The organism is Pricia antarctica (genome assembly GCF_900101815.1).
Classification (GTDB): domain Bacteria; phylum Bacteroidota; class Bacteroidia; order Flavobacteriales; family Flavobacteriaceae; genus Pricia; species Pricia antarctica.
The window spans coordinates 159,310-183,530 of the sequence record NZ_FNAO01000008.1 but is presented as its reverse complement, the minus strand read 5'-3'; the positions used below and the strand labels follow the sequence as shown (position 1 = coordinate 183,530).

At 43.6% G+C, this 24,221-nt stretch carries 24 protein-coding genes; 6 read left to right on the top strand and 18 right to left on the bottom strand.

Translation table 11 applies throughout. From position 1 onward, the window contains the following. Window positions 1-60 precede the first annotated feature (60 nt). Together BLT07_RS16280 and BLT07_RS16275 are read right to left on the bottom strand one after the other, a co-directional pair. The gene (locus BLT07_RS16280) at window positions 61-1,356 is read right to left on the bottom strand and encodes a DASH family cryptochrome (protein WP_091871682.1); all 1,296 of its coding nucleotides are present in this window, start codon (window positions 1,354-1,356) and stop codon (window positions 61-63) included. Window positions 1,357-1,458: 102 nt separating this feature from the next. Further along, window positions 1,459-1,596, bottom strand: coding sequence for a DUF2256 domain-containing protein (locus BLT07_RS16275; protein ID WP_091871681.1), 138 nt, complete (start codon window positions 1,594-1,596; stop codon window positions 1,459-1,461). A 167-nt stretch (window positions 1,597-1,763) separates the two neighbouring features. Between BLT07_RS16275 and BLT07_RS16270 the strand changes: the two genes are divergently transcribed. Continuing rightward, window positions 1,764-3,119, top strand: coding sequence for an FAD-dependent oxidoreductase (locus BLT07_RS16270; protein WP_091871679.1), 1,356 nt, complete (start codon window positions 1,764-1,766; stop codon window positions 3,117-3,119). A gap of 74 nt (window positions 3,120-3,193) precedes the next feature. Here the strand turns inward: BLT07_RS16270 and BLT07_RS16265 are convergent, their stop codons facing one another. The 3 genes from BLT07_RS16265 to BLT07_RS16255 all read right to left on the bottom strand — a co-directional run bounded on the left by BLT07_RS16265 (window position 3,194) and on the right by BLT07_RS16255 (window position 5,609). Further along, window positions 3,194-3,631 carry a DUF4174 domain-containing protein gene (locus tag BLT07_RS16265; RefSeq protein WP_175455356.1) on the bottom strand — a complete coding sequence of 146 codons (438 nt, stop codon included), beginning with the start codon at window positions 3,629-3,631 and terminating at the stop codon, window positions 3,194-3,196. Window positions 3,632-3,726: 95 nt separating this feature from the next. Beyond that, window positions 3,727-4,506 carry a zinc ribbon domain-containing protein gene (locus BLT07_RS16260; RefSeq protein WP_091871674.1) on the bottom strand — a complete coding sequence of 260 codons (780 nt, stop codon included), beginning with the start codon at window positions 4,504-4,506 and terminating at the stop codon, window positions 3,727-3,729. 8 nt (window positions 4,507-4,514) lie between these two features. Next, window positions 4,515-5,609 carry a Nif3-like dinuclear metal center hexameric protein gene (locus tag BLT07_RS16255; RefSeq protein WP_091871670.1) on the bottom strand — a complete coding sequence of 365 codons (1,095 nt, stop codon included), beginning with the start codon at window positions 5,607-5,609 and terminating at the stop codon, window positions 4,515-4,517. Between the two features lie 48 nt (window positions 5,610-5,657). On the opposite strand from BLT07_RS16255, the gene lpxK reads away from it, so the two are divergent. After that, window positions 5,658-6,665 (top strand): tetraacyldisaccharide 4'-kinase, encoded by a 1,008-nt coding sequence (gene lpxK, locus BLT07_RS16250; RefSeq protein WP_091871662.1) that lies wholly within the window; start codon window positions 5,658-5,660, stop codon window positions 6,663-6,665. Here the strand turns inward: lpxK and BLT07_RS16245 are convergent. From BLT07_RS16245 to BLT07_RS16210, 8 genes are all read right to left on the bottom strand, one after another. Then, the gene (locus BLT07_RS16245; protein ID WP_091871653.1) at window positions 6,646-8,820 is read right to left on the bottom strand and encodes a tetratricopeptide repeat-containing hybrid sensor histidine kinase/response regulator; all 2,175 of its coding nucleotides are present in this window, start codon (window positions 8,818-8,820) and stop codon (window positions 6,646-6,648) included. The two genes, lpxK and BLT07_RS16245, sit on opposite strands and share 20 nt — an antisense overlap. Before the next feature lie 242 nt (window positions 8,821-9,062). Continuing rightward, window positions 9,063-9,938 (bottom strand): lipoyl synthase, encoded by an 876-nt coding sequence (gene lipA, locus BLT07_RS16240; protein ID WP_091871648.1) that lies wholly within the window; start codon window positions 9,936-9,938, stop codon window positions 9,063-9,065. Between the two features lie 109 nt (window positions 9,939-10,047). After that, window positions 10,048-10,602, bottom strand: a complete 555-nt coding sequence (locus tag BLT07_RS16235) for an RNA polymerase sigma factor (protein ID WP_091871647.1) — start codon at window positions 10,600-10,602, stop codon at window positions 10,048-10,050. Between the two features lie 24 nt (window positions 10,603-10,626). Then, a complete protein-coding gene (locus BLT07_RS16230; RefSeq protein WP_091871646.1) occupies window positions 10,627-10,845 on the bottom strand; it encodes a membrane or secreted protein in 219 nt (72 codons plus the stop codon). An 84-nt stretch (window positions 10,846-10,929) separates the two neighbouring features. After that, window positions 10,930-11,682 carry an anti-sigma factor gene (locus BLT07_RS16225; RefSeq protein ID WP_091871642.1) on the bottom strand — a complete coding sequence of 251 codons (753 nt, stop codon included), beginning with the start codon at window positions 11,680-11,682 and terminating at the stop codon, window positions 10,930-10,932. A gap of 102 nt (window positions 11,683-11,784) precedes the next feature. Continuing rightward, the gene (locus BLT07_RS16220; RefSeq protein ID WP_091871636.1) at window positions 11,785-12,363 is read right to left on the bottom strand and encodes an RNA polymerase sigma factor; all 579 of its coding nucleotides are present in this window, start codon (window positions 12,361-12,363) and stop codon (window positions 11,785-11,787) included. A 241-nt stretch (window positions 12,364-12,604) separates the two neighbouring features. Then, window positions 12,605-13,621 (bottom strand): UDP-N-acetylmuramate dehydrogenase, encoded by a 1,017-nt coding sequence (gene murB, locus BLT07_RS16215; RefSeq protein ID WP_091871633.1) that lies wholly within the window; start codon window positions 13,619-13,621, stop codon window positions 12,605-12,607. A gap of 84 nt (window positions 13,622-13,705) precedes the next feature. After that, a complete protein-coding gene (locus BLT07_RS16210) occupies window positions 13,706-14,908 on the bottom strand; it encodes a pyridoxal phosphate-dependent aminotransferase (protein WP_091871630.1) in 1,203 nt (400 codons plus the stop codon). Between the two features lie 464 nt (window positions 14,909-15,372). On the opposite strand from BLT07_RS16210, the gene BLT07_RS16205 reads away from it, so the two are divergent. Then, complete coding sequence (locus BLT07_RS16205; RefSeq protein WP_091872291.1) at window positions 15,373-16,731, top strand: PDZ domain-containing protein; 1,359 nt, start codon at window positions 15,373-15,375, stop codon at window positions 16,729-16,731. Between the two features lie 171 nt (window positions 16,732-16,902). Here the strand turns inward: BLT07_RS16205 and BLT07_RS16200 are convergent, their stop codons facing one another. Continuing rightward, a complete protein-coding gene (locus BLT07_RS16200) occupies window positions 16,903-17,289 on the bottom strand; it encodes a DUF1573 domain-containing protein (RefSeq protein WP_091871611.1) in 387 nt (128 codons plus the stop codon). Window positions 17,290-17,486: 197 nt separating this feature from the next. On the opposite strand from BLT07_RS16200, the gene BLT07_RS16195 reads away from it, so the two are divergent. The 3 genes from BLT07_RS16195 (at window position 17,487) to BLT07_RS16185 (ending at window position 21,853) form a co-directional block, all read left to right on the top strand. Beyond that, window positions 17,487-20,261: a valine--tRNA ligase gene (locus tag BLT07_RS16195; RefSeq protein WP_091871606.1), complete on the top strand. Its 2,775-nt coding sequence runs from the start codon at window positions 17,487-17,489 to the stop codon at window positions 20,259-20,261. A 217-nt stretch (window positions 20,262-20,478) separates the two neighbouring features. Continuing rightward, window positions 20,479-21,072 carry a hypothetical protein gene (locus tag BLT07_RS16190; protein WP_091871602.1) on the top strand — a complete coding sequence of 198 codons (594 nt, stop codon included), beginning with the start codon at window positions 20,479-20,481 and terminating at the stop codon, window positions 21,070-21,072. Window positions 21,073-21,091: 19 nt separating this feature from the next. Further along, a complete protein-coding gene (locus tag BLT07_RS16185) occupies window positions 21,092-21,853 on the top strand; it encodes a creatininase family protein (protein WP_091871597.1) in 762 nt (253 codons plus the stop codon). On the opposite strand, the gene BLT07_RS16180 is transcribed toward BLT07_RS16185, so the two are convergent. From BLT07_RS16180 to BLT07_RS16165, 4 genes are read right to left on the bottom strand one after another with little or no spacing between them, the layout of a single operon-like run. Then, window positions 21,844-22,104, bottom strand: a complete 261-nt coding sequence (locus BLT07_RS16180; protein ID WP_091871592.1) for an acyl-CoA-binding protein — start codon at window positions 22,102-22,104, stop codon at window positions 21,844-21,846. The two genes, BLT07_RS16185 and BLT07_RS16180, sit on opposite strands and share 10 nt — an antisense overlap. Next, a complete protein-coding gene (locus BLT07_RS16175) occupies window positions 22,079-22,765 on the bottom strand; it encodes a phosphatidylserine decarboxylase family protein (RefSeq protein WP_091871587.1) in 687 nt (228 codons plus the stop codon). Before BLT07_RS16175 ends, BLT07_RS16180 begins: the two co-directional genes overlap by 26 nt. Then, window positions 22,755-23,558: a phosphatidate cytidylyltransferase gene (locus BLT07_RS16170; RefSeq protein WP_091871582.1), complete on the bottom strand. Its 804-nt coding sequence runs from the start codon at window positions 23,556-23,558 to the stop codon at window positions 22,755-22,757. The genes BLT07_RS16175 and BLT07_RS16170 overlap by 11 nt, the downstream gene beginning before the upstream one ends. Before the next feature lie 15 nt (window positions 23,559-23,573). Beyond that, window positions 23,574-24,188 (bottom strand): LUD domain-containing protein, encoded by a 615-nt coding sequence (locus BLT07_RS16165; protein WP_091871579.1) that lies wholly within the window; start codon window positions 24,186-24,188, stop codon window positions 23,574-23,576. Between the last annotated feature and the right edge of the window lie 33 nt (window positions 24,189-24,221).

Here is a 24,221-nt window from a genome sequence, read left to right as displayed (position 1 = left end):
TGAATATTTTATGGCTTTAGGGTCATCGGTGACCGGTTGTCGGTCATCTTTCATCGATCATCAAAAAAGCCTCTCCTGTAACCAAAGGTTCTGAAACTTTCCTTGGCCATCATACCGCTCGGCCTGGCTTTGAATATTGAATTTTCTATCCCTTGGATCGTTACCCACACCGCTGTTGTACATCCAGTTGCCCCAATTACTGTGTACGTCGTAGTCTAGGAGCAGGCTTTCAAAATAGGCGGCACCGATGCGCCAGTCCTGTTGTAGCTCCTTGGCCCAGAAACTCGCCACGTTTTGCCGGCCGCGATTGCTCATCCATCCTGTGGCGGCGATTTCTTTCATGTTGGCGTTGACGAAAGGTTCCGTAGTATCTCCAGAAATCCAGCGTCTTTTGGCCTCAGTGGAATTGTTCCATAAGTACTCCTTATTCAGGATTCCCCCGATTTTAAATAGTTTACTACCGTGTTTTAAGGATACGTATTTAAAATAATCGCGCCATATCAATTCGAAGATGAGCCAATAGGTACTATTATTTTTTTGGATTTCTTTTTCGAAACGGATGATTTCCCAGTAAACTGTACGGGGCGAAATACTACCATTGGCCAACCATGGCGAAAGTTTTGAACTGTAATCCTTTCCGAGAAGTCCGTTTCTGGTTTTCTTGTAGTATCCCAATTTTTTGGTTTCCCAAAAGTATTCGTGTACTCGTTTCAAAGCCTGTTCTTCACCTCCTTTAAACGGAAAAGCGGTGCGGGTATCTATTTCGAAATCCGAAAGACCTAATTCCTTCAGACTTGGAATTATTGTATCCGTGCCCCTTAGATTGTTTTTGGGCATCAATGAAGGTGTTTTCATTATAGACCTCACCTCGGAATATTTTTCACATTTTTTTCGGAACTGGGTAAATACTTGTGGGATGTTTTCAATACCCGAATATGGAATGTCATCCGGATGAAATAAAAACTGCTCATAACCTTCCTCAATGTGTATCGAAGCTGGAATTTTGGAGATAACAGCATCCAGTACCTTATTTTCATCGCGGGTCCATTCTTTTTGTAAATAAATAGTCTTGATTTCCTGTTCTTTTACCAAATTGGGCATCACATTTTCGGGTCGGTCATGAAAAACCAAGAGTGTAATATTCAATTTCAAAAGATTTGCCTTTAATTCCGTCACGCTATCGATGAGAAATCGGGCACGATACTTTTCGGTTTTTTTGAATCCGAAATCATACACTTCGTAGTGCCGAGGGTCAAAAAAGTACACAGCCATAACCGATAGGCCTTGACAGGCCTTGGAAACGTTGGAATTATCTGCCACCCTAAGGTCATTTCGAAACCAAATGAGATTGTTCATAGGCAAGGTTTACATTAAAAAAAGTGTATTCGATAAATATTTTATGGGTTTAAAAAACGGAATTTTTGCTACTGCTACTGCTACTTTTAGCACCACTGCTACTCAACTCTTAGCTCTCCGGCAACGCTCGCTACAATATTTCACCTCATCCCAGTTTTTTCCCCACTTTTTGCGCCAAGTAAATGGCCTACCACAAGTGGTACAGATTTTCACAGGCAAATTGGTTTTCTTGTGGGCCATAATCATTCTTGTTCAATAAAAATAAAGAAAAGCTAAACAATAAATGAGCTTTTCGTGTTTTATCTAAGACTTAGAAAGACCTTTCGAACAAAACCAATTGCCCTACTATTAATTTTGTTAAATTTAGTGCTTACTAAAGACAGCGAATTGTTGAAAGAAAATAAGGAATGACACAAAACCCAAAAAACATCGCTATCATCGGTTCAGGATTGGTGGGCTCGCTTTTGTCGATTTATCTTAAAAAACTGGGGCATCAGGTCACGGTTTTCGACAGACGCGCGGATATACGTAATACGGAATTTTCGGGCCGCTCCATAAACCTGGCGATGAGCAATCGGGGGTGGAATGCGTTACGAGAGGTCGGTATTGCCGACCAAATTAAAGAAATCGCGATTCCACTGGATAAAAGGGCAATGCATGTTATCGATACACCCATTTATTATCAGAAATACGGAAAAGATGGCGAAGCTATATGGTCCATTTCACGTGGCATTCTAAATCGCCGTATGATCGATATCGCCGAGGCATCGGGTGTCGATTTTCGGTTTGAGGAAAAAGTATGGGATGTGAACCTGCCCGAAACCAAATTGTATACCGGGGATACGGAGAAAGGGGAGTGGACCGAGTACGGTTTCGATATGATTTTTGGGTGCGATGGCGCATTTTCACGTGTGCGCCATAAAATGCAACGGCGCAGCCGATTCGATTATTCCCAAGACTTTATCGATGTCGGTTATAAAGAGTTGTCGATTCTGCCCAATGCCGATGGCACGCACAAGTTGGACAAAAATTCCTTCCATATTTGGCCGCGCGGCAATTTTATGTTCATTGCCATGCCCAATCTCGACGGGAGTTTTACATGTACCCTGTTCATGCCCTTCGAGGGTGACGTTTCGTTTGAAAGTATAAAGACCAAGGCCGAGGCCAAGTCCTTTTTTAAGAGCTATTTCCCCACCGTGCAAAACGACATCGATAACCTTGCGGAAGATTTTTTCAAGAACCCGACCAGTGCCATGGTCACGATGAAATGCTATCCGTGGGCCTATTGGGACAAGGTTGCGCTTGTAGGCGATTCTGCCCATGCCGTGGTCCCATTTTACGGGCAAGGCATGAACGCCGGGTTTGAGGATATCTTTGTGCTAAACAAAATAATTGCGGAATACGGTGATGACTGGGAGCGTATTTTTCAGGAATATCAAAAGGATAGAAAACCAAACGCCGATGCCATAGCAGAACTCAGTTATCGGAATTTTATGGAAATGAGCACCAAAACGGCCGACCCTAAGTTTTTGCTGCAAAAGCAAATCGAGAAACGTTTTGCGGGCAAACATCCGGACAAATGGATTCCGGTCTACAGTCGGGTCACCTTTTCTGACCGATCATACGCTGAAGCTTTAGCAGAGGGCGATGCACAAGAAGAAATTATGCGGCAGGTGATGGGATTACCGGATATCGAGAAGAAATGGGATAGCGACGCCGTGGAAGAGCTGATGTTGGAGCTGCTAAAGGCTAGTCGGTTGTAGTCAGCAAAGCCAGGCTTCAGTGGGCGTTGAGCCGGGTAGCAGTTCGGGCATCGCTGATTTAGACACGAATTATCCTAATTTTTCCCTGATTCCCTCATTTCGCTCCTTCTCATGGGCATGCCATCAATCAAATCAAAAACCGCTTGCGATGAAACCTCAAAAGGTTTTTTCAATTTCACTCCACCATCCTTTCCGAGAAGCAACGTGCCTTTGAAATCCAAATCCAAACCACAGTCATCATAAATGTTTACTGCTTTTAGTTTAGATGTATTTCCATCGGAAGCATAAACGGCATCCGGTGTTACTCGAAAAATAAGTAGATCCCTTTCTTTCAATGCTGTTTTATCGGAGGTCAGTTCAGCCAGTTGTGATTGAAGGGCATCGGTGTTTGAGTTAGCATCCACCAAAAGCAATATCCTATTTTTCCATTGATAATCGGCAAGGCTCTGGGCCGTTGAATTTCGTGGAAGCATCGTGGAAAGTAGAATTAAGATTAGTATCGGGAACTTCATAGCGTCTTTTTGTCCCATAATATACCAAAAAAAAGCCATCCGATATAAAAAGGATGGCTTTCAAATTAGTTTTAAACAATCAATAATAAATATAGTTACAATTTACCGAACATCTTGTTCATTTTTTCCAGCTCCTCTTCGGCCAGTATGGGGTCAACCAGAATCCTGCCACTATGCTCGTCCGTAATAATCTTTTTTCGCGATGCGATTTCTACCTGCACCTGAGGAGGTATAGTAAAAAAAGAACCGCCGGAGGCTCCCCTTTCGATCGGCACTACGGCCAAACCGTTCTTTACGTTGTTCCGTATACGAATATATGCTTTGACCAAGCGCTCCTCGATTTCGGTCTGAAATTTTTGTGATTCGTTCAAAAGGGCCTTTTCTTCCTTTTCGGTCTCCTTTAAAATGGCGTCCAGTTCGCTTTTTTTGTGTTTCAAATGTGATTCGCGCTCGCTCAAACGCTCTTTTGCCTCTGAGATGACTTCTTTTTTCTGCTCGATTTGTACTTTGAATTCTTTGATATTCTTTTCGGCCAGCTGTATTTCAAGTTCTTGAAACTCCAATTCCTTGCTTATGGAGTTGAATTCCCTACTGTTGCGAACATTTTTCTGTTGTTCGGTATATTTTTTTATAAGCTCTTTGGCCTCTTCGATCAAATTCTTTTTGGCTCCGATTTCAAAGTTGATGGTCTCGACATCGGTCTTTAACTTGTCCATACGGGTTTTGAGTCCCGTTACTTCATCTTCCAGATCTTCAACTTCCAGCGGAAGCTCACCGCGAACATTACGTATCTCATCGACCCTCGAATCGATAAGTTGCAGGTCGTACAATGCCCTTAATTTTTCCTCTACGGTGATCTCTGTTTTCTTTGCCATAAAATTCCTTATAAATACTTAATGGGATTGGTTTTACTTTCCGCCAAACGGATTGCAAAATTAGGTATTTTTTTCGTAAGATAATCAACTAAGAGGGTTTTTGTAAACTGCTCGGTTTCATAGTGTCCGATATCCGCAATAACGATTTTGTCCTCCGCCTTGTAAAATTCGTGATATTTGATATCGGAAGTGATAAATATTTGGGCTCCGGAACCCTTTGCAGCTTCGATGGCGAAGGCGCCACTTCCTCCTAAAATAGCGATTCTGTTCACCTTATGTTCCAATAAGCGGGAATGACGGATGACCGAGACGTTCATTTTTTGCTTGACACGTTCTAAAAACTCCGTTTCATCGACCGGCTCCGGCAATTCACCGACCATGCCCATACCGATATTTTGGTCGGTATTCTCTAGGACAAAAAGCTCATAGGCCACCTCTTCGTACGGATGGTTTTCAAAAAGAGCCTTTAAAATACGGGATCTATGGCTTTTTGAGTAGATGACATGTATCTGCGTTTCTTCTTCATAATGTATTTCGCCGATTTCGCCTTTGACGGGATGGGCCTGTTCGCCGGCCTTGAAGCTTCCGGTGCCTTGTGTGCTGAAGCTGCAATCACTGTATTTGCCGATATTTCCGGCCCCTGCCTCAAAAAGGGATGTTCTCAGGGCTTCTGCATCCTTTAAGGGCACATAGGTGACCAATTTTTCAATGGTTCCTTTTTTGGGAATCAATATTTTAGGATGCGCGATGCCCAGTATTTCGCAAATTTTCCCATTGACCCCTTCCTGAACATTGTCCAATGCCGTATGCATGCTATAGATGGCGATGCCGTTTTGAATGGCCTTGATCACTACACGCTCCACATAGGTTCTTCCCGTCAGTTTTTTAAGTCCCCCGAAAATAATCGGATGGAAGCTGACGATTAGGTTGCAATCGGTAGCTATGGCCTCGTCGACCACGTTCTCCATAGTATCCAAAGTGACGAGTATTCCCTTTACTTCCGCCTCAACATCTCCCACCAACAATCCTACATTGTCAAAATCTTCCGCATGGACCAAAGGGGCCAGTTCTTCGAGTATGTCCGTAACTTGTTTGATTTTCATTTTTGCAATATAAGACATCCAAAGATAAAATATTCTAATTTCGCTCTCGTGGAAGTGCTAAGAAAACTTTTATTTCCTATTTCGTTGGGGTATGCCCTTGTGGTATATATCCGCAATTTTCTCTATGATGTGGGTTTTTTTAAATCAAAGATCTTCGAAATTCCGACGATTTGTATCGGCAACCTTAGCGTCGGTGGTACCGGAAAAACACCCATGGCCGAATTCTTGATTTCCCTTTTAATGGATGATTATAAGGTGGCCTTGCTGAGCAGGGGATATCGACGGGATTCTAAAGGCTTTGTACTGGCGAGCAATCAAAGTACGGTAGGGGATTTGGGGGACGAACCTTATCAGATCTTTTCAAAATTCCCAAAAATAGCGGTTGCCGTTGATGCGGATAGGCGTAACGGAATCAAGAGGTTGCAGGCAAAGGTACGACCCGACCTTATCTTGCTCGACGACGCCTTTCAACACCGAAAAGTCAGCTATGGGTTATCATTGCTGCTGACCGCTTACGATACCCTTTATGTGAACGATTGGTACTTGCCGACCGGAAACCTTCGTGACAGCAAACGGGAAGCTAAAAGGGCGGATTTGATTATGGTGACCAAATGTCCTGCGAACTTAAACCGTGCTGACCAAAAACGGATTATACAAAAATTGAATCCGGTACCCCATCAACAAGTTTTGTTCAGTTGTCTGGCTTATGGTTCGGAAGTCGCGGGTGATACCAATGAAATTTCGCTGGATTTTTTCAGGGATAAACAACTCACCCTGGTAACAGGAATTGCCAATCCCGAGCCATTGGTAGTCTATCTGAAAGAAGCGGGACTCACCTTCGATCATTTGCTTTTTAAAGACCATCATTCCTTTACCAAAAACGAGTTGCGGCAATTGCGGACAAAGGAATTGCTGCTCACCACCGAAAAAGATTATGTGCGTTTAAAGGGGAAAGTAGGGAACCTTTACTATCTACCGATAGAACACCGGTTTTTAGGCAAGGGGAGAAAGGTGTTGGAAGCTTGTCTTGAAGATTTTATGAGATCGAACTCTTGACCGGACTCTTATCAAAAATATTTTCACCTATTTTTTGGTAGAACACTTCGGGTTTGAACGGCTTGGTGACCACGTCGTTACAACCGGCGGCGTAGAAACTTTCTAAACTATCGTCCAAAGAAATCGCCGTTAGGGCAATGATAGGGGTAAAGGTGTCGAACTTCCTGATTTCGATGGTGGCCTCCTCCCCGCCGATCCCGGGCATGTGTATATCCATCAATATGGCATCGTAAGTGTTCTCGCGGGCCATTTCGATGGCTTCGCCGCCATGATTGGCAATATCACTGGTAATCTCTTTTTTGGTCAACATCTTTTTGGTGATGACCTGATTGATTTTATTGTCTTCGACGATAAGAATATGAAGGCCTTTAAAGTTGTATTCGCTTTCGGTAATCTCGAAAGGCACATCGTCGACAAGGCTGTCCTTACTTTTTACGTTTAACTCAAAAAAGAAGGAACTGCCCTCGCCGAGCTCACTTTCCAATTGGATCTTACTGTCGAAAAGGCCCAAAAGGCTTTTTACAATGGTCAGCCCAAGACCCGAACCGCCGTATTCACGGTTTATCTCAATTGAGCCCTGTTCGAAACCATCGAATATATTTTCTTGTTGGTCTTTGGAGATGCCGATACCCGTATCACGGACCTCAAAATAAAGAATAACGTCTTCCTCCATTTTTTTCATCAACTTGGCTACAACTGTAACTGTTCCATTTTTCGTGAACTTTAGGGCGTTACCTACCAGGTTCATAAATATTTGGGAAAGCTTTATAGGGTCGCTCATCAAATGGCTCGGAATGTCGTTGTCGTATTCAAGAACAATATCCGTATGATTGCTTTTGGCGCTGGACTGTAGCGAATCGATAGTTTCCTGCAGTACTTTTTTCAGGTTGAACTCAATGTTCAGGGTCTCGAGCTTTTCCGCATCTATTTTATTGATCTGAAGAATATCGTTGATGAAGTTCAGGAGATAATCACCCGAGAATTTCAACGATTTCAGGTGTTCCTTTTGGTTTTCACTAGGGTTTTCCTCCAATAAAAGATGGGTCAGCCCAGTAACGGCGTAAAGCGGCGTACGAAGCTCGTGACTGACGGTGGACAAAAAGTTCGTTTTCGCCTGCATGGCACTTACAGCGGAATCCCGGGCCGCTTTCAGCTCATTGTTTTTGGTCTGTAATAAGTCGTTGGTCTTTAATTTTATCTGGTTGTTGCGAAACAGCGAAACGGCCAAAAGGGTTATAATGGTTAACATCGCCGCGGTCAGTATAGCGGCGATATCGGATTGATTCTTCGAGGCGTTCAGTTCCTCGATTTTTTGTTCTCTACGCTTAAGTTCATCGCCCATGAAGGCGAACTGTATTTTTTCTGCGGTCTTCGCTTCGGTCTGTAACTTGGCGATGTTAAAAATAGAGTCGCGTATACGAAGTAGATTTTTAGTTTTCACCAGGGCTTTCTCATAGTTTTTCATTGTGGTATACACCTGGGTCAGCAAGGTATTGGCATCAATGATTTCCTTGAAGAATTCGTTTTCCTTCGCAAGTTTGAGCGCACTCTCGCCATTTAGCGCACTCTCTTCATACTTCTTGGTCTCATAGTCTAACTGTGCCATTCCCAAATAGGCCCTGGCGGCCAAATATTTACTTTCGTAGAGATCGGTGTTGATGATGAGGGAATTGAAGTTTTTGGAGGCACTATCGTACTTCTCGAGTTTGAGATAAATAAAACCTTCAGCTAGTAAAATGTTATTGAAAAAATTACGATCGTTGTTAAGTTGTCTCGCTTCGTTCAGCATAAAGATAGCCTGAAAATTTCTGCCGTTTTCATAGGCCAAAAGCGCCTCTATGAATTTGTCAACGGCCGAACCATATGGATATTCGGTAACTTTCAGTAAGCTTTTCGCACGATCGGAATATAAAAGGGTAGATTCTTCCTTATTCAGCTTGAGGTAGATCAAGGCGAATTTATGGTAACTGTCGATCAACGATTTAACGTCATCATTGGCCTCTGCAACCTTGGCCGCCTTTTCGAGCGATTCAAGGGCGAGGTCGTTTTTGTCTTTATTGGCGAAGATTCTTGCGGCGTCAAAGTACGTCTGCACCTCTTCAGAGGGAATGCTGTCTTGCGCCATAGCAATGAAGGATGTTATGAATAGGTTCATAACAAGCCAAAGGTGGCGGAAACGTATATGTGCTAGTGTCAATCGCAAACGTATTGTTTTCTCAAAGGGCAAACCGCTCGGCGATACGCTCCGAAAATATTAAGGACTGTTATGGGGTGTACCCTCTAATTTTTGGTGTCCGTCCGGTAAGCGATTTTTTCCTTTTCATTAGGGAATCTTTCCGATTACTAATGATTTCCTACCATCAAACGCTCAAGAATACTAATCTATTGTTTATAAAGCTAATAAATATGTTTATGGGCTTTGTAAGATGATCTTACCAACGGGCCGCTCTCTACATGTCGAAAGCCCATTTCGAGACCGATGGTCTCATATTTTTTAAACTGATCGGGAGAAATGAACTCCTTAACGGGCAAGTGCTTTTTAGAAGGTTGTAGGTATTGACCTATTGTGACTACATCGACATGTGCTTCCCGCAGGTCGCTCATGGTCTTCAAAACTTCGTCCTCGTATTCGCCAAGACCTAACATAATCCCAGATTTAGTTCGGTTTACCCCAGTATCGTGCAAATAACGCAATACGTTTAGGCTGCGTTCGTATTTAGCCTGTATACGAACCTCGCGGGTCAATCTTTTTACGGTTTCCATGTTATGGGATACGACTTCGGGAGCGACCTCGATAATCCGGTCGAGATGTTTTTCGATACCCTGAAAATCGGGAATCAAGGTTTCTAAGGTAGTATCGGGGTTCATTCTACGAATGGCCTTTACGGTCTCTGCCCAGATGATGGAGCCCATATCCTTCAAATCGTCACGGTCTACGGAGGTAACGACGGCATGTTTTATATCCATTATTTTAATGGATCGGGCCACTTTTTCGGGCTCCGCCCAGTCCACGCTTGACGGCCGACCGGTCTGTACGCCACAGAATCCACAGGAACGGGTGCAGACATTGCCCAAAATCATGAACGTTGCGGTGCCCTCGCCCCAGCATTCGCCCATATTCGGACAGCTGCCGGAGGTGCAAATGGTATGCAGGTCATATTTATCGACCAAGCTTCGAAGTTGGGTGTATTTTTTACCTGTTGGAAGCTTGACCCGAAGCCATTTGGGCTTTCCTTTTGAGGGTGTTGTTCTTTCTAGGGTTTCCGTGCTCATAAACAATTGGAGTTTAAATACAAATATACGATTTTAAGAAGGCGTTACGCGGTAGGGATCGGTAGTAAAAAAGTGTATTGGCAATGGGTTTTTCACGGCAGATATTCTGTTACTGCTCTCCTTTTATGGCTTCCGCCAATAATTTCTTTGCCCTAAGTAACTTGACTTTCACATTGTTTACGGGTTCATTGAGCTCGTTGGCAATTTCGGTATAGCTCAGCTCTTTAAAATATCTTAGATTGATGATTTCTTGGTAGTGGGGTTTTAGTTTTTTGATGTGCAGCAAGAGTTTGGCCAAATTCTGTTCATTGATCAACTGATCTTCTGCAGAGGGCGCATCGTCAAGTACCTTTTTTACCGCCTCTTGGCTACCGCCGGTTTCCAAATTCCTTTTTCGTTTTCGGATGAGGTCGACGTGAATGTTTTTTGAAATGGTAATCAGCCAAGTTTTAAAGCCGTACGAAGGGTCGTAGGTTCGTAATTTGTCGAAGGCTTTTGAGAAGGTCTGAATGGTAATATCTTCGGCGTCGTTTTCATTTTCGGTACGCTTGAGCTGAAATCCGTACACCCCGTTCCAAAAAGTATCCAGCAAGGTGCTAAAGGCAATTTGGTTTCCCTCAAGTGCCTTTTGTATGATAGCTTTGGTGTCTTCAGTTTCGCCCAAAGGATAATAAAGTTTATAAAATTTTTAGTTGTAGGATGGCAATTCGGAGTCGGTCTCCTTTCTACAATCCTGTTCTTCAGGAAGTTTTCCGCACATACCACAAGCTTCACCGTTTTGATTGAGAAACGGGCTCTGGCTAGCGCAAGTGCCGGCGAATTTACCGTCTTTTTTGGCCCAAATCTTGATTGCGATACCTGCGAACGCCAGGGCCAGCAGGGCTATGGTCAATAGTATCAACTTCATGATGTGAATTTTTGTAAAGATACAAAATAAAGCCCCGAAACGAAAGTTACGGGGCTTCAAGTAAAGTTCGCAAAAATGACGATATCAATAGGCGATATTTGCTACAATATTCTCGACGGTAGGTCTGTCGTTGCCGCCTTTGGCCTCAATAGTGATATAGCCGACCGCATTATCGGAATAAGGTAGGGCCATTAGTCTTTGGTCGGCTTCTTTTATAATACCAAGATTTACCATTTCGCCATTGACCTCGGCCCACATTTGATAACATTGATTTTCCGGCAAGTGCGGTAATTTGCTTACGTTAAGGTAAGACAGTTTTTTCACGGGATTGACATAGGCCACGGCCTTAAGCTCTTGTGCCTTTTTGTTTCCCATAAATTTGTACTGTTTTGTTTCGGGATTTTGCAGTACGATAAACTGGTTTCTAACATCTTCGAGTTGTTCGCGCATAGCTTCTTGCAGGTCGTCGACCTTGTTGCTGACGATCGTGTTATCTTTTTGCAAGCTTTGATTTTGATTCCAAAAGAAATAAGAAGCTCCCGCGGAAACCAATATAGCAAAGCTTGCGGCAATGGCGAATTTCGTGAACCTACTTCCGATTTTGTTCTCCTTACGAATTCGGTTCACAATTTTATCCTTGAGCTCGCCAGGTGCCTCTATGGCGTGTAATCTGGCAAAGGTCTCCAAATTTTCTTGTAGTTCATCGTAGGCCTTTCTTACTTCAGGATAACGGGCGATGTAGTTTTCAGCTCTTAGGGTTTCCTCATCGCTCGTGGTACCCATAAGGTAGCTTTCCAGCAAATCGGAATCTAAAATGGTTTGTAATTTTTGTTTCATCGTGTAAATTTTTTGATTTTGATGCAAAACCTATACCCGTACGGTCAAGAATAAAAGGCCGATAGAAATCCCGGTTGGTAACTAGGATTAATGGTAACCGTATCAAGAAGGTATTAAGTGTATTAGGTTCAGGGTCAGGGATAAAAGTAGCACAGGGCCGTATATTTTTTTAAGTTCCCTCAGTCCGATCTTTAGTCTAGATTTGATAGTGCCCAAGGGAATGTCGAGCTCATCGCTCGCTTCCTGTTGTGTCATCCCCTGAAAAAACAGGGCGTCTAACACAATTTGGTACTTCGACTCTATCTTGCCAAGATTCTCACGGACGTCCATAAACTCTGGTCTTATACTATTGACACCCAAATTATATACGTCTGAAACATCGATTTGGATTTCTTTGTCGCTTTTTGTTCTGACACTTCTCAATTTATCTATGGCCGTATTGCGGGTAATCCGAAACAGCCAAGTGAAGAGTTTTGCTTTGGATGTATCGTAGGAATCTGATTTTTTCCAGATTTTCACAAAGCTTTCCTGTAAAACGTCTTGCGCCAGTTCTTCGTCGCGTACCACTTTGTAAGCGACGCCCAACAGGGTGCTGCCATAATGATCATATAACAATGCGATCGCTTTTTCGTCACGCTCTTGAAGTAGTTCGACAATCTGTTTTTCAAGTAACGTGCTCATGTTCGAGGTAGGTATTTGAACGCGTTCAGAAAAAAAAGTGTAGTTGGGGGCATCCGATCTTATCTTTTAATCCGTATATGTAAAAACGCTAATATATTAAATTGGTGCTTAGTGTTTGTTTTTGAAAATATGAATTTTATAAGTGTGCAACTGGTAACTGCACATTTAGTTTTTGGTTAGTTTGGTTTGGTATAACCCCTGTTGCTAGTAGTAGCGGGGGTTATTTTTTTGCTTTTAGTTCCTATGCTATAATATTGACTTCGGGGGCGATACGGATTCTAAATTTCTTTTCGACCGCTTCAATGATTTTATGTGCCAAATCGATTATTTCTTGGCCGGACGCATTTCCATAATTGACCAATACCAAGGCTTGATTTTTGTGAATACCGGCATCGCCGAAGCGTTTACCTTTATAGCCAACCTGCTCTATCAGCCATCCCGCTGGAATTTTGTAGGTATCATTCGAAAGCGTATAAAACGGAGCATTCGGAAAGTCCTTCGTAAATGTATGGAATTCGGATTCGGATATAACTGGATTCTTGAAAAAACTGCCACTGTTGCCCAATACCTTAGGGTCAGGCAGTTTGCTTTGTCGGATTGCGATTACAGCATTTGAAATATCTTTGATTTTTGGGTCAGAAATCCCATTCTTTTCCAATTCAGATGCTATAGCGCCATAGGAAGTATTGCGTCGATGATTGTGTTTTGTCAGTTGTAGCGTAACCGATGTAATGATGTATTTTCCCTTTCCCTCATTTTTGAAGTAGGAGTCGCGATACCCGAAACGGCAATCGTCTTTGGTAAATATTTTTAAGGACTGATCGGCAATATTTATCGCTTCACAGTTCACAAAGGTATCCTTAAGTTCTACCCCATATGCACCGATATTCTGAATGGGTGCCGTTCCCGTATTTCCGGGGATGAGTGACATATTTTCTAGTCCGCCATATCCCTTTTCCAACGTCCACAACACCAAATTGTGCCAGTTTTCGCCCGCCATGCTTTTTAGGATGACCCCGTCTTTGTTTTCCTCGACAACCTCGATACCCTTGATGTTTATATATAAGACCAGTGCATTGATATCGCCGGTAATAAGCATATTGCTGCCTCCGCCAAGAATGAATTTTTCGGGATATTCTTTTAATCGTAACGCCAGCCGTAATTCGTCGACGCTATTGATTTCTATAAAATAGCGAGCCTTGGCGTCAATACCGAAGGTGTTGTACGATTTAAGGGATATTTCTTTTTGGATGTCCATCAGGGGTTAAATGCTCTTTTAGGATAAGTGGGTCATATCATCCATGAAGCAATGTAAACCAATTTTTGGAACCGGGAATTGGGTTTACATCGCTTCACTATGAGTATAACTCATTAAGGCTTCCTTTAGTATGTTCACTGCCCTTTTTAGGCTTTCCCTATCCAGCACATAAGCGATACGGATCTGATTTTTTCCGAGCCCGTCGGTAGCATAGAATCCCGCTGCAGGGGCAACCATTACGGTTTCGCCGTTCAACCTGAAATCTTCAAGAAGCCACTTTGCAAAGTGATCGGCATCGTCGATGGGCAGTTCTGCGATACAATAGAACGCGCCTTGGGGATTTCCGATTTTTACACCTTCGATTTTTTCAAGTTCGGCTACGAGCAGGTTTCTGCGCTGGGTATACTCCTCCTTCACATTGTCAAAGTAACTTTGAGGGGTTTCCAATGCGGCTTCACTGGCCATCTGCGCAAAAGTGGGCGGAGACAAGCGCGCCTGCGCAAATTTAAGGGCGGTCTTGATGATTTCTTGGTTTCTGGTCACCAAACAGCCAATACGTGCCCCGCACATGCTGTATCTTTTGGAAACGGAATCGACCATGATCGCATGCTCCTCGAGGCCCTCTTCCTGTAATATGGAATAATGCTGCCGGCCGTCATACGCAAATTCGCGATACACCTCATCGGCCACTAAAAACAGATCGTGCTTCTTCACGATGGCGGCCAATTTTTTGATTTCTTCCTTAGTATACAAATATCCCGTCGGATTACCGGGGTTACAAATCAGAATGGCCTTTGTCTTCGGCGTGATCAGTTTTTCGAATTCCTCGATGGGGGGCAAAGCAAAATTGGAATCTATATATGATGTTACGGGTACCACGTTAACACCCGCTGCAGTAGCAAATCCGTTATAGTTGGCATAAAAAGGTTCGGGTACGATAATCTCGTCATCGGTGTCCATGATACTGCCCATAGTAAAGGCAAGCGCCTCTGAACCTCCGGTAGTTATGATAATATCTTCGGCATTGATATGAATATCGTTCTTAGCATAATACCCCGCCAATTTTTGGCGGTATTCTTCGGAACCCTCCGAACGGCTGTATTCAAGTACTTCGAGGGTGTTGTTCTTTACCGCATCTAAGGCGACCTTGGGCGTTTTGATGTCCGGTTGGCCGATGTTGAGATGTATCACCTTAACGCCATTCTTCTTTGCGGCTTCGGCAAAGGGTACTAATTTACGGATGGGAGATTGGGGCATGGTGCGCCCCTTTTGGGAAACTGATGGCATAGCGAATTGTGTTTTTGCAAAAATGGGAAAATGAAGTGGAGAAAAAAAGTTTATGGGTTTATAAGTTTAGGAGTTTATCGGGATATAGGGTGACGGGTAAAACCAAATACTACAGATCTGACAGGTTTATTTGATTGGAAAGAAAATTACCCATGAAGTCATTTATACTTTTTGTTTGGAACCGAGATAGTCGGCTTTTTTGCCCTAGTGATGTCATTCAGTTGCACAGCCTAAGCTACGGTACTTGAAAAGGACGAAATTTAGGATGAAAAATGTAGCGGTCAAAAGAAAAAGCCCAAACGACTTCTATAAACGATTTCTTTGTTTCAAAAAGAAACCTGTTAGGTCTGAATATCCTGCTACATCAAAACAATCCGCAGTGAACATGAAATATCCAGCGTCTAAAATTTTGCCTTCCCATGTTAAAAAATCACCTTCCAAACAAAAAAAATCGTAAATTATACATGGGTAACTTGTTAAAAACAAGAAAGTTGAACCGGTTTCTTTGCCATATCAGCATTTTTATACTGCTTTTTTCTTTTTTGGGAACTGCACAAACCTATCATTTGCCCGATGGCCAAAAATTCGAGAAGTTAAAATTCCGTTTAATCAACAACCTCATTATCATCCCGATGGAGGTAAATGGTACCCAACTCTCCTTTATATTGGATTCCGGGGTCGACAAACCCATCCTTTTCAATCTCTCCGATCAGGATTCGGTGCAGATCAACAATGTTTCCGAAATTACCATCAAGGGGCTTGGGGATGGCAAACCCATCAAAGCGCTGCGTTCGTATGGTAATACCTTCCGGTCAAAGTATATCGAGAATCGCGACCAACAGTTGTTTGTGGTATTGGACAAAGCCATGAATTTTTCCCCAACCTTGGGTATCCCCATCCATGGGATAATGGGGTATGATTTGTTTAGGGACTTTGTAGTGGAAATCGATTACGGCCGCAAAATCTTAAAGTTTCACGATCCGGAGAACTACGTGCACAGAAAAAATAGGAGACAGGAAAGCCTTCCGCTTTCCATTATACAAAAAAAGGCCTATATCGATGGAAATCTAATACTAAGGGGAAGCCAGCCGGTCAGGTTGTTGGTCGATACGGGAAGTAGCGATGCCATTTGGCTGTTCGAAAACGGAGCCATAAATGTTCCGGACAAGTATTACGAAGACTTTTTAGGAAAAGGACTGAACGGCAATATCTTTGGGAAACGCACCAAGGTCGATACCGTTCAAATAGGACATTTTGTCTTGAAAGATGCCAAGGCGGCTTTTCCCGACAAAAAATCCTTCAGTGCTATCAAGAATTTGGGCAGTCGTAATGGTAGTTTAGGGGGCGAGGTGCTGAAACGCTTCAATATCGTGTTTGATTATAGCCGGAAGAAGATTGTTTTACAAAAAAATAGAAATTTCAATACGCCTTTCCGATATAATTTAAGCGGAATAAGCCTGCAGCACGATGGCGTGCGGTATATCTCGGAAAGTATTACGGATTCAAGGGGCGTAGTTCATAATGAAGAAAAATCCTTCGGTGATGTTCAAATCCTTTTCGAGACCCGGACCCGGCTTAGCCTGGTGCCCGAAATTATTGTATCGGGCATACGGGCCGGAAGCCCCGCCCACGAAGCCGGTCTATTGGAAGGCGATGTCATTCTGGCCGTAAACGGAAAAAGCATTCACCGATACAAATTACAGAAAGTACTCGAAATGCTCAATGAAAAAGAAGGGAAACGGGTAAAATTACAAATTGAGCGCCAGGCACAAGATCTAACCTTCAGCTTCGTGCTAAAGAATATTCTCAAGGACAAACGTTGATGTTGGAAGAAAAACGTTGATGTTGGAGGACAGATTTTCGCTGCACGGTGTCCGTAGACCCATAAACCATTTGGTATCAAATTCACCCGGCAATCCGCCATAGTTAACTCTTATAAACAAAAAACCCCGATGTTGAAATCGGGGTTTTCATTAAAATAGGGTTATGGAGTATTACTTTCCGTCAACGGCCTTCACTTCGCCCTTGATTTTAAGGACTTTCGTGGGGGTATCTGAATTTGAGATTACGGTTATCGCCTTTCGGATGGGTCCGACACGATTTGTATCGTACTTCACCTGAATTTCACCCGTTTTGCCCGGTAGAATCGGATCTTCCGGTTTCTTTGGGATGGTACAGCCACAACTTGAGCTTACCTTGGTGATAATCAGGGGTGCATCACCGGTGTTCGTGAACTCAAATGCCCGAACGCCATCGGCGCCTTTGGCTACTTCCCCGTAATCAACGGTTTCTGACTTAAACTCGATTTTAGCGGCCTTTTCCTGTGCGGTAACGGTAAATCCCATTAGGCCAACGAACAATACAAGTACTATTTTTTTCATGATTTTGGTTTTAAAGGGAAGTCCAAAATTAAATCTTTTCGCATGAACCTCCAAAATTCTTTACTTATGTGTTAACGTTGCTTATTTTTGTTTCGTATTTAAAATAGGGCAAAATTGCCATAACTTATCAACAATTAACAGGGGCTGGCCTCAAATTTGCCAAACCGCTGTATATCTTCCAAAAACCGTTCCAAAACATGGATATACCCTCGAAATACAATGCCCATAAAGCTGAAGACCACTGGTACGACTATTGGATGGAACATAAGTACTTTGATTCCGTGCCTGACGATCGCGAACCCTATACTATCGTAATCCCACCGCCGAACGTTACCGGCGTGCTTCACATGGGGCATATGATGAATGCCACCATTCAAGACGTTCTGATCCGTCGGGCGCGCCTGATGGGTAAAAATGTCTGTTGGGTGCCGGGCATGGATCATGCCTCCATAGCCACAGAAGCCAAGGTCGTGGCTAAGTTGAAATCCGAAGGCATCGATAAATCCGACCTGAGCCGAGAGGAATTCCTGAAATACGCTTGGGAATGGACGGACGAGTACGGGGGCGTTATTCTGGAGCAGCTCAAAAAGCTCGGTTGTTCGTGCGATTGGCACCGTACCAAGTTTACCATGGATGACGATATGTACAAATCGGTCATCAAGGTTTTTGTCGATCTGTTCAATAAGGGATTGATCTATCGTGGCCATCGCATGGTCAATTGGGATCCGGAGGCACAGACGACGCTGTCGGACGAGGAAGTTATTTATGAGGAAAAACAGGGATTATTGTACTATTTATCCTATCCGATAGAAGGTTCAGAAGAAAAAGTAACCATTGCTACTACAAGACCGGAAACCATTCTGGGCGATACCGCTATCTGTATCAATCCCAATGATGGGCGTTTTCGGCATTTGAAAGGCAAAAAAGCCATCGTTCCCATTTGTAATCGGATCGTTCCGATTATTGAGGATGCCTATGTGGATATGGAATTCGGTACCGGATGCCTGAAAATAACCCCCGCGCACGATATTAACGATAAGGCCTTGGGTGAAAAGTACGATTTAGAGATCATCGATATTTTTAATGCGGATGCCACCTTGAATTCCTTCGGATTGCATTATGAGGGGAAAGACCGATTCGTGGTCCGTAAGGAAATTACCAAGGAGTTGGAAGAAAAGGGATTTCTGGTAAAAACGGAAAACTATGTCAATAAAGTAGGTACTTCCGAGCGTACCAAAGCGGTCATAGAGCCGCGATTGAGCGACCAGTGGTTCCTAAAAATGGAAAAGTTGGCCCAACCGGCCCTTACCGCCGTACTTGAAACCGAAGAAATCAAATTTTTCCCTAAAAAATTTGATAATACGTATCGTCACTGGATGGAAAATATCCGGGATTGGAACATCTCGCGCCAACTTTGGTGGGGGCAGCAGATTCCCGCCTACTATTTCGGCGACGGGGAGGATGATTTTGTAGTAGCGGAGAGCAAGGAAGAAGCATTACTGAGAGCAAATGAAAAGATTACCGGTGTATCAACTAGTTCCGGCGATGGCGGTTCTTCTGGAGTTTTGGGAGCATCAGCAGTGGGTAATTCTGCGGCTCCGGGCATCACCGGGGCAATCGGAACTTCGCATGCCGCAGGTTCTGCGGACTATCTGAAAAGAAAATCGGCAAAAATTCTAAAGCTTGACGATTTGCGGCAAGATGAAGACGCCCTAGATACTTGGTTCTCCTCTTGGCTATGGCCGATCAGTGTGTTCAACGGCATCCTAGAGCCTGATAACGAAGAAATCAATTATTACTATCCGACCAACGATTTGGTCACCGGTCCCGACATCATCTTTTTCTGGGTGGCACGTATGATTGTTGCCGGGTATGAATTCCGCGATGAACGCCCCTTTCAAAATGTCTATTTTACGGGATTGGTGCGCGATAAGCAACGGCGTAAAATGTCGAAATCCCTCGGAAACTCGCCCGATGCAATCAAGCTTATCGAGGAATATGGCGCCGATGGCGTCCGTGTGGGATTGCTTTTAAGTTCTGCCGCCGGCAACGACCTTATGTTCGACGAAGACCTTTGCCAGCAGGGCAAGAACTTCGCCAATAAGATCTGGAACGGATTCCGATTGGTGAAAGGGTGGGAGGTAAGCGATCTGCCCCAGCCCGAAGCCTCCAAATTGGGTATCGCTTGGTATACCGCCAAGTTCGATCAAACTTTGATCGAAATCGAGGACCATTTCAGTAAATATCGTATTTCCGATGCCCTGATGGCCATTTATAAGCTGGTCTGGGACGATTACAGTTCGTGGTTGCTCGAAATTATCAAACCTGATTATCAAAAGCCCATTGATAGAACGACCTATGATGCCGTCATCTCTCTTTTCGAGCTGAACCTGAAATTATTGCATCCTTTTATGCCCTTTCTGACCGAAGAAGTCTGGCAGCATATCTCCGAGCGTTCGCCCCAAGAGGCCCTAGTGGTTTCAGAATGGCCTAAAGCTCAAAACGTGGATGTTGATTTGATCAAGGAATTCGAGTTCGTGGCCGAGGTCGTATCCGGCGTTCGAAACATCCGAAAAGAAAAAAACATCCCTATGAAGGAAGCGTTGGAACTTTACGTCATGGATGAGGAAAAAACCTCGAAAAAATGGGACGTGGTTATCGGAAAACTGACAAATCTTTCAAGAATAGCCTACGTTGACGCCTCGGTTGAAGGTGCGCTATCTTTTCGGGTAAGAAGTAATGAATATTTTGTTCCAATAGGCGAAGCCATTGACGTGGAGGCCGAAATTCAAAAAATTGAGGATGAACTGAAGTATACCAAAGGCTTCTTGAAATCCGTACAAAAGAAACTTTCCAACGAGCGTTTCGTCAACAATGCGCCCGAGCAGGTGATTGCGATGGAACGTAAAAAGCAGGCCGATGCGGAGGCCAAGATCGAGACGTTGGAGAAGAGTCTTGGTAGCCTTACTTAATTGCGAGAGGTATTCTTTACAGAAATGGGCAAGCTAGGGAGGCAACTCGAAATTTAGTTTTTATTGTTTTAACGAGCGTTCCGACATGAGAAATGACACTGCCAAATGCCAATTTATATAGGGTTTTCGATTTTAAAGTGTATACTTATATGATTTTTTGGCCGAAAATTTAATTATGATGATTATCTTTAAAAAATTTAGATAAAATAATCCAATTATGAAGCCTACTATACTTTTAGCTACTTCGTTACTCATGTTTTCTTGTATCGGCCAAGAAAAAAAACCAGAGATCCTTCCTGCCGAAGTCCAGATCAAGACCGCAACGCTTCCGGCACCGGAAGCTGACAAGGCAGGTGCGATGGTCTACGGCTATAACGAAGACGGTGAAATGACCGTATTGCGCAAAGGAACCAATAATTTGGTCTGTTTGGCCGATAACCCGAACAAAGAAGGGATTAGTGTATCCTGTTACGCTAAAAAATTGGAACCGTTTATGAAACGGGGCAGAGAGCTTTCGGGGGAAGGTAAAAAAGGGAAGGAACGAGATGAAATTCGCGGCGCAGAGGTCGAGGCGGGTACATTGCAAATGCCCAAGGAACCAAGTATGCTATATGTCTACTATGGCACCGATGAAGCATACGACAAAACCACAGGGGAACTGGGCGATGCCCAATACCGCTATGTCATCTACACGCCTTTTGCCACCACGGAATCTACCGGCCTACCCGACAAGCCGCATGAAAAAGGAATGCCTTGGTTGATGGATCCCGGCACGTTCAGGGCGCATATCATGGTCGGGCCTTTCGAATAAATTTGTCCCAAAATAGATTATGAGACCCTATATTCTTGCCGAAACCAATTGGAAAGCTCTTAAGGATGCCAAGTTCGATTTAGCCGTTCTACCTTGGGGCGCAACCGAAGCCCACAACTACCATTTACCCTACGCCACCGACAATTATGAGGCGGACGCCCTTGCGGCGGAATCCGCCCGGATTGCTTGGAAAAAAGGGGGAAAGGTAGTTGTTTTGCCCACACTTCCGTTTGGGGTGAATACAGGCCAGTCCGATATCTACCTGGATATTAATTTGAACCCAAGTACACAATTCGCTATTCTATCGGATATCGTTGCCGTATTGAACCGACAGGGAATTTATAAGTTGTTGATTTTTAACAGTCACGGAGGAAATAATTTTAAGCCCTTGGTAAGGGAACTCGGTTTAAAGTTTCCAAAAATGTTTATCAGTTTTTCTTTTTGGGCGCAGGCATTGGATAAGAAGGATTATTTTGAAGAAAAGGGCGACCATGCGGATGAGATGGAGACCAGTTTGATGCTACATCTACGGCCCGATTTGGTACTTCCGAAGGAAAAATGGGGCGACGGGGCATCTAAAGGCTACAAAATAAAATCATTTTCGGAAGGATGGGTCTGGGCCGAGCGTCAGTGGTCAAAAATCAGTGCCGATACGGGCGTTGGTAATCCCCATAAATCCACCAAGGAAAAGGGAGAACGATTTTTTACGGACGTCACCCAGAAAATGGGAAATTTTATGTTCGAGCTCTGTCAGGCCGATTTGGAGGATCTCTATGAATGAAAGTTTTGCTTCACCAATTTCACATAGGCTTTCATCGCATCTTCTCGACTCATCTTATTTGCCTGTATAAGGGCATTGGCCTTAAAAGCGTTGATAAGGGGGGTGCTACTACCTGGATTGTCGTAATTCTTATTGGCGATTTTGTAGTAGGCATAGAGCTTTAGGAGAAGATCGGCGGGCATGGGTTCGGTGTACTTGTTCATGAACTCGACCGCTTTTGCAAAATTAGTATGTAGTTTCTCGTTCTTCATCCTTTTTGATGGCGACGGCGGCTATACAAGTTTTTGCGCCCGTTACTTTTTGGTTGAGTTTTACAGTAATTGCACAATCTAAAGGCAGGAATACATCGACCCGTGATCCGAACTTTATAAATCCGGCATCTTCGCCTTGCTGTACGCTTTCACCTTCTTCGGCATAATTTACGATGCGGCGCGCCATAGCTCCGGCAATCTGGCGGTAAAGAATATCGCCGAATTTCGGAGTTTTTATGACCACTGTGGTACGTTCGTTCTCGGTACTCGATTTGGGATGCCATGCGACCAGATATTTCCCGGGATGGTATTTGGAATATTTCACGGTGCCACTGGCGGGGTAACGGGTGACATGCACGTTGACGGGTGACATGAAAATGGAGACCTGCCTGCGTTTATCTTTGAAAAACTCGGTCTCCTCCACTTCTTCGATAACTACTACTTTGCCGTCAACGGGCGCCAATATTTCATCGAAATTTTTTATCGTCTTCCTTGTAGGATTGCGAAAGAACTGTAATATCAAGATTAGTAATATCAGGGCAACGATTTGAAGCCCCCAACGAAGCCAAGGAATATCCACATAAAATTGTGATATCAATATGATTGCGGATACAATAAAAAAAGTGGTCAATATTATTTTTTGGCCCTCTCTATGAAACATTGGCGAAAATATTTAAGGTTAAATAAGCGAACGGGGCGGCAAAAACCAAACTGTCCAAACGATCGAGCATGCCGCCATGGCCCGGAAGAATAGCACCACTGTCCTTTACTCCGGCGGCCCTTTTCAACTTCGATTCTACCAAATCGCCCAAGCCACCCGCTACCACAATTATGGCAGCAAGAACTAGCCATTGCCATGGTGTGATAATAGGTTCGTATTTCGCCAGAAGATAAGCGGTAGCCAGTGCAAATACCAATCCTCCCAAGGCACCCTCTACCGTTTTTTTAGGCGAAACCCTCGGAAACAATTTCGTTCGCCCCAACAAACGCCCAACAATATAGGCAAACGAATCGCTGACCCAAATGAGAAGGAAAATACCAATGATCAGAAATTTCACGAAGTCATCGTTGGTATATGGAATCATAGTCAAAAAGATACAGCCTCCGCCGATATAGAATAATCCGATTATAAATTTCTGAAAGGTATTGAACAATTTTTCCTTTTTTGAAAAAAGATAGTACAAAAGAAGGAAATTAACAGTAAGGGTACAGAGCAAAAGGGCATAAACCAACCAAATGTCGGTCACGAAATAGATAAAGGCCCACCAAAGGGCCAGATAGGCCATGTAGATGTAGCGCCCCTCTAAGCCCACTAATTTTTTGTATTCATTCAGGCAAGCAAGACCGAAAACCATAAACAAAAAATCAAAAGCGTCCGAACTTAAAAATACGGCGGAAAGGAGAAGTATCATATACACTGCTCCGGTAAGTGAACGTCTTAAAATTTCCCTCATGCCTCAGATATTCTATTATAGATCTTCTAAAAGCAAAAGATACAAATTTTTGGAACTGCTGCCATAGGTCAAAAAGTCGTCGGCGTTCCCTTCGTTCGCTTGAAAGTGTTTTAAGGTGGTAATATTGGCTGGAATGTTATGGCCATATTTCCTTTTAATAGTTTTTAACCCCTCCCCGATAGATTCCACCAATTGACTGGTAGTAGCGAAAACGATAACATTATAGGGGAGTTCGTTTAGCTTTTTGTCCATTAATTGGTTGGAACAGACCAAAATCGAACCATTTTGCGCGATGAGATGTTCGCAGGTGGTAAAGAAAACTTCACTCTGATTGCTTTTATCGGTAAACTGTACATTCTCTTTTGAAAATCGTTCCTGAAGTTTAGGATCAAGTCCATAAAAGGGCTGATCTTGCCAATCGTTTTCCCCAAGAATATTCCGAAGTGCCTGCGTAATTTCGGCAAACGAATCACAATAAAGAAACTTGCCTCCGTTCTTTTTAAAATGGATCGTGAATTTCTCGTCAACAGGTATGTTGAGGTCTGGCATATGGGCACCTCTAGTCTCCGCAGTCTCTTTGGAAACCTTCTTCTGTTTGCCGCCACCGAATAATTTGTCAAATAGCCCCATTCAATATTATAACGTAATTCATATTTCTGCCAC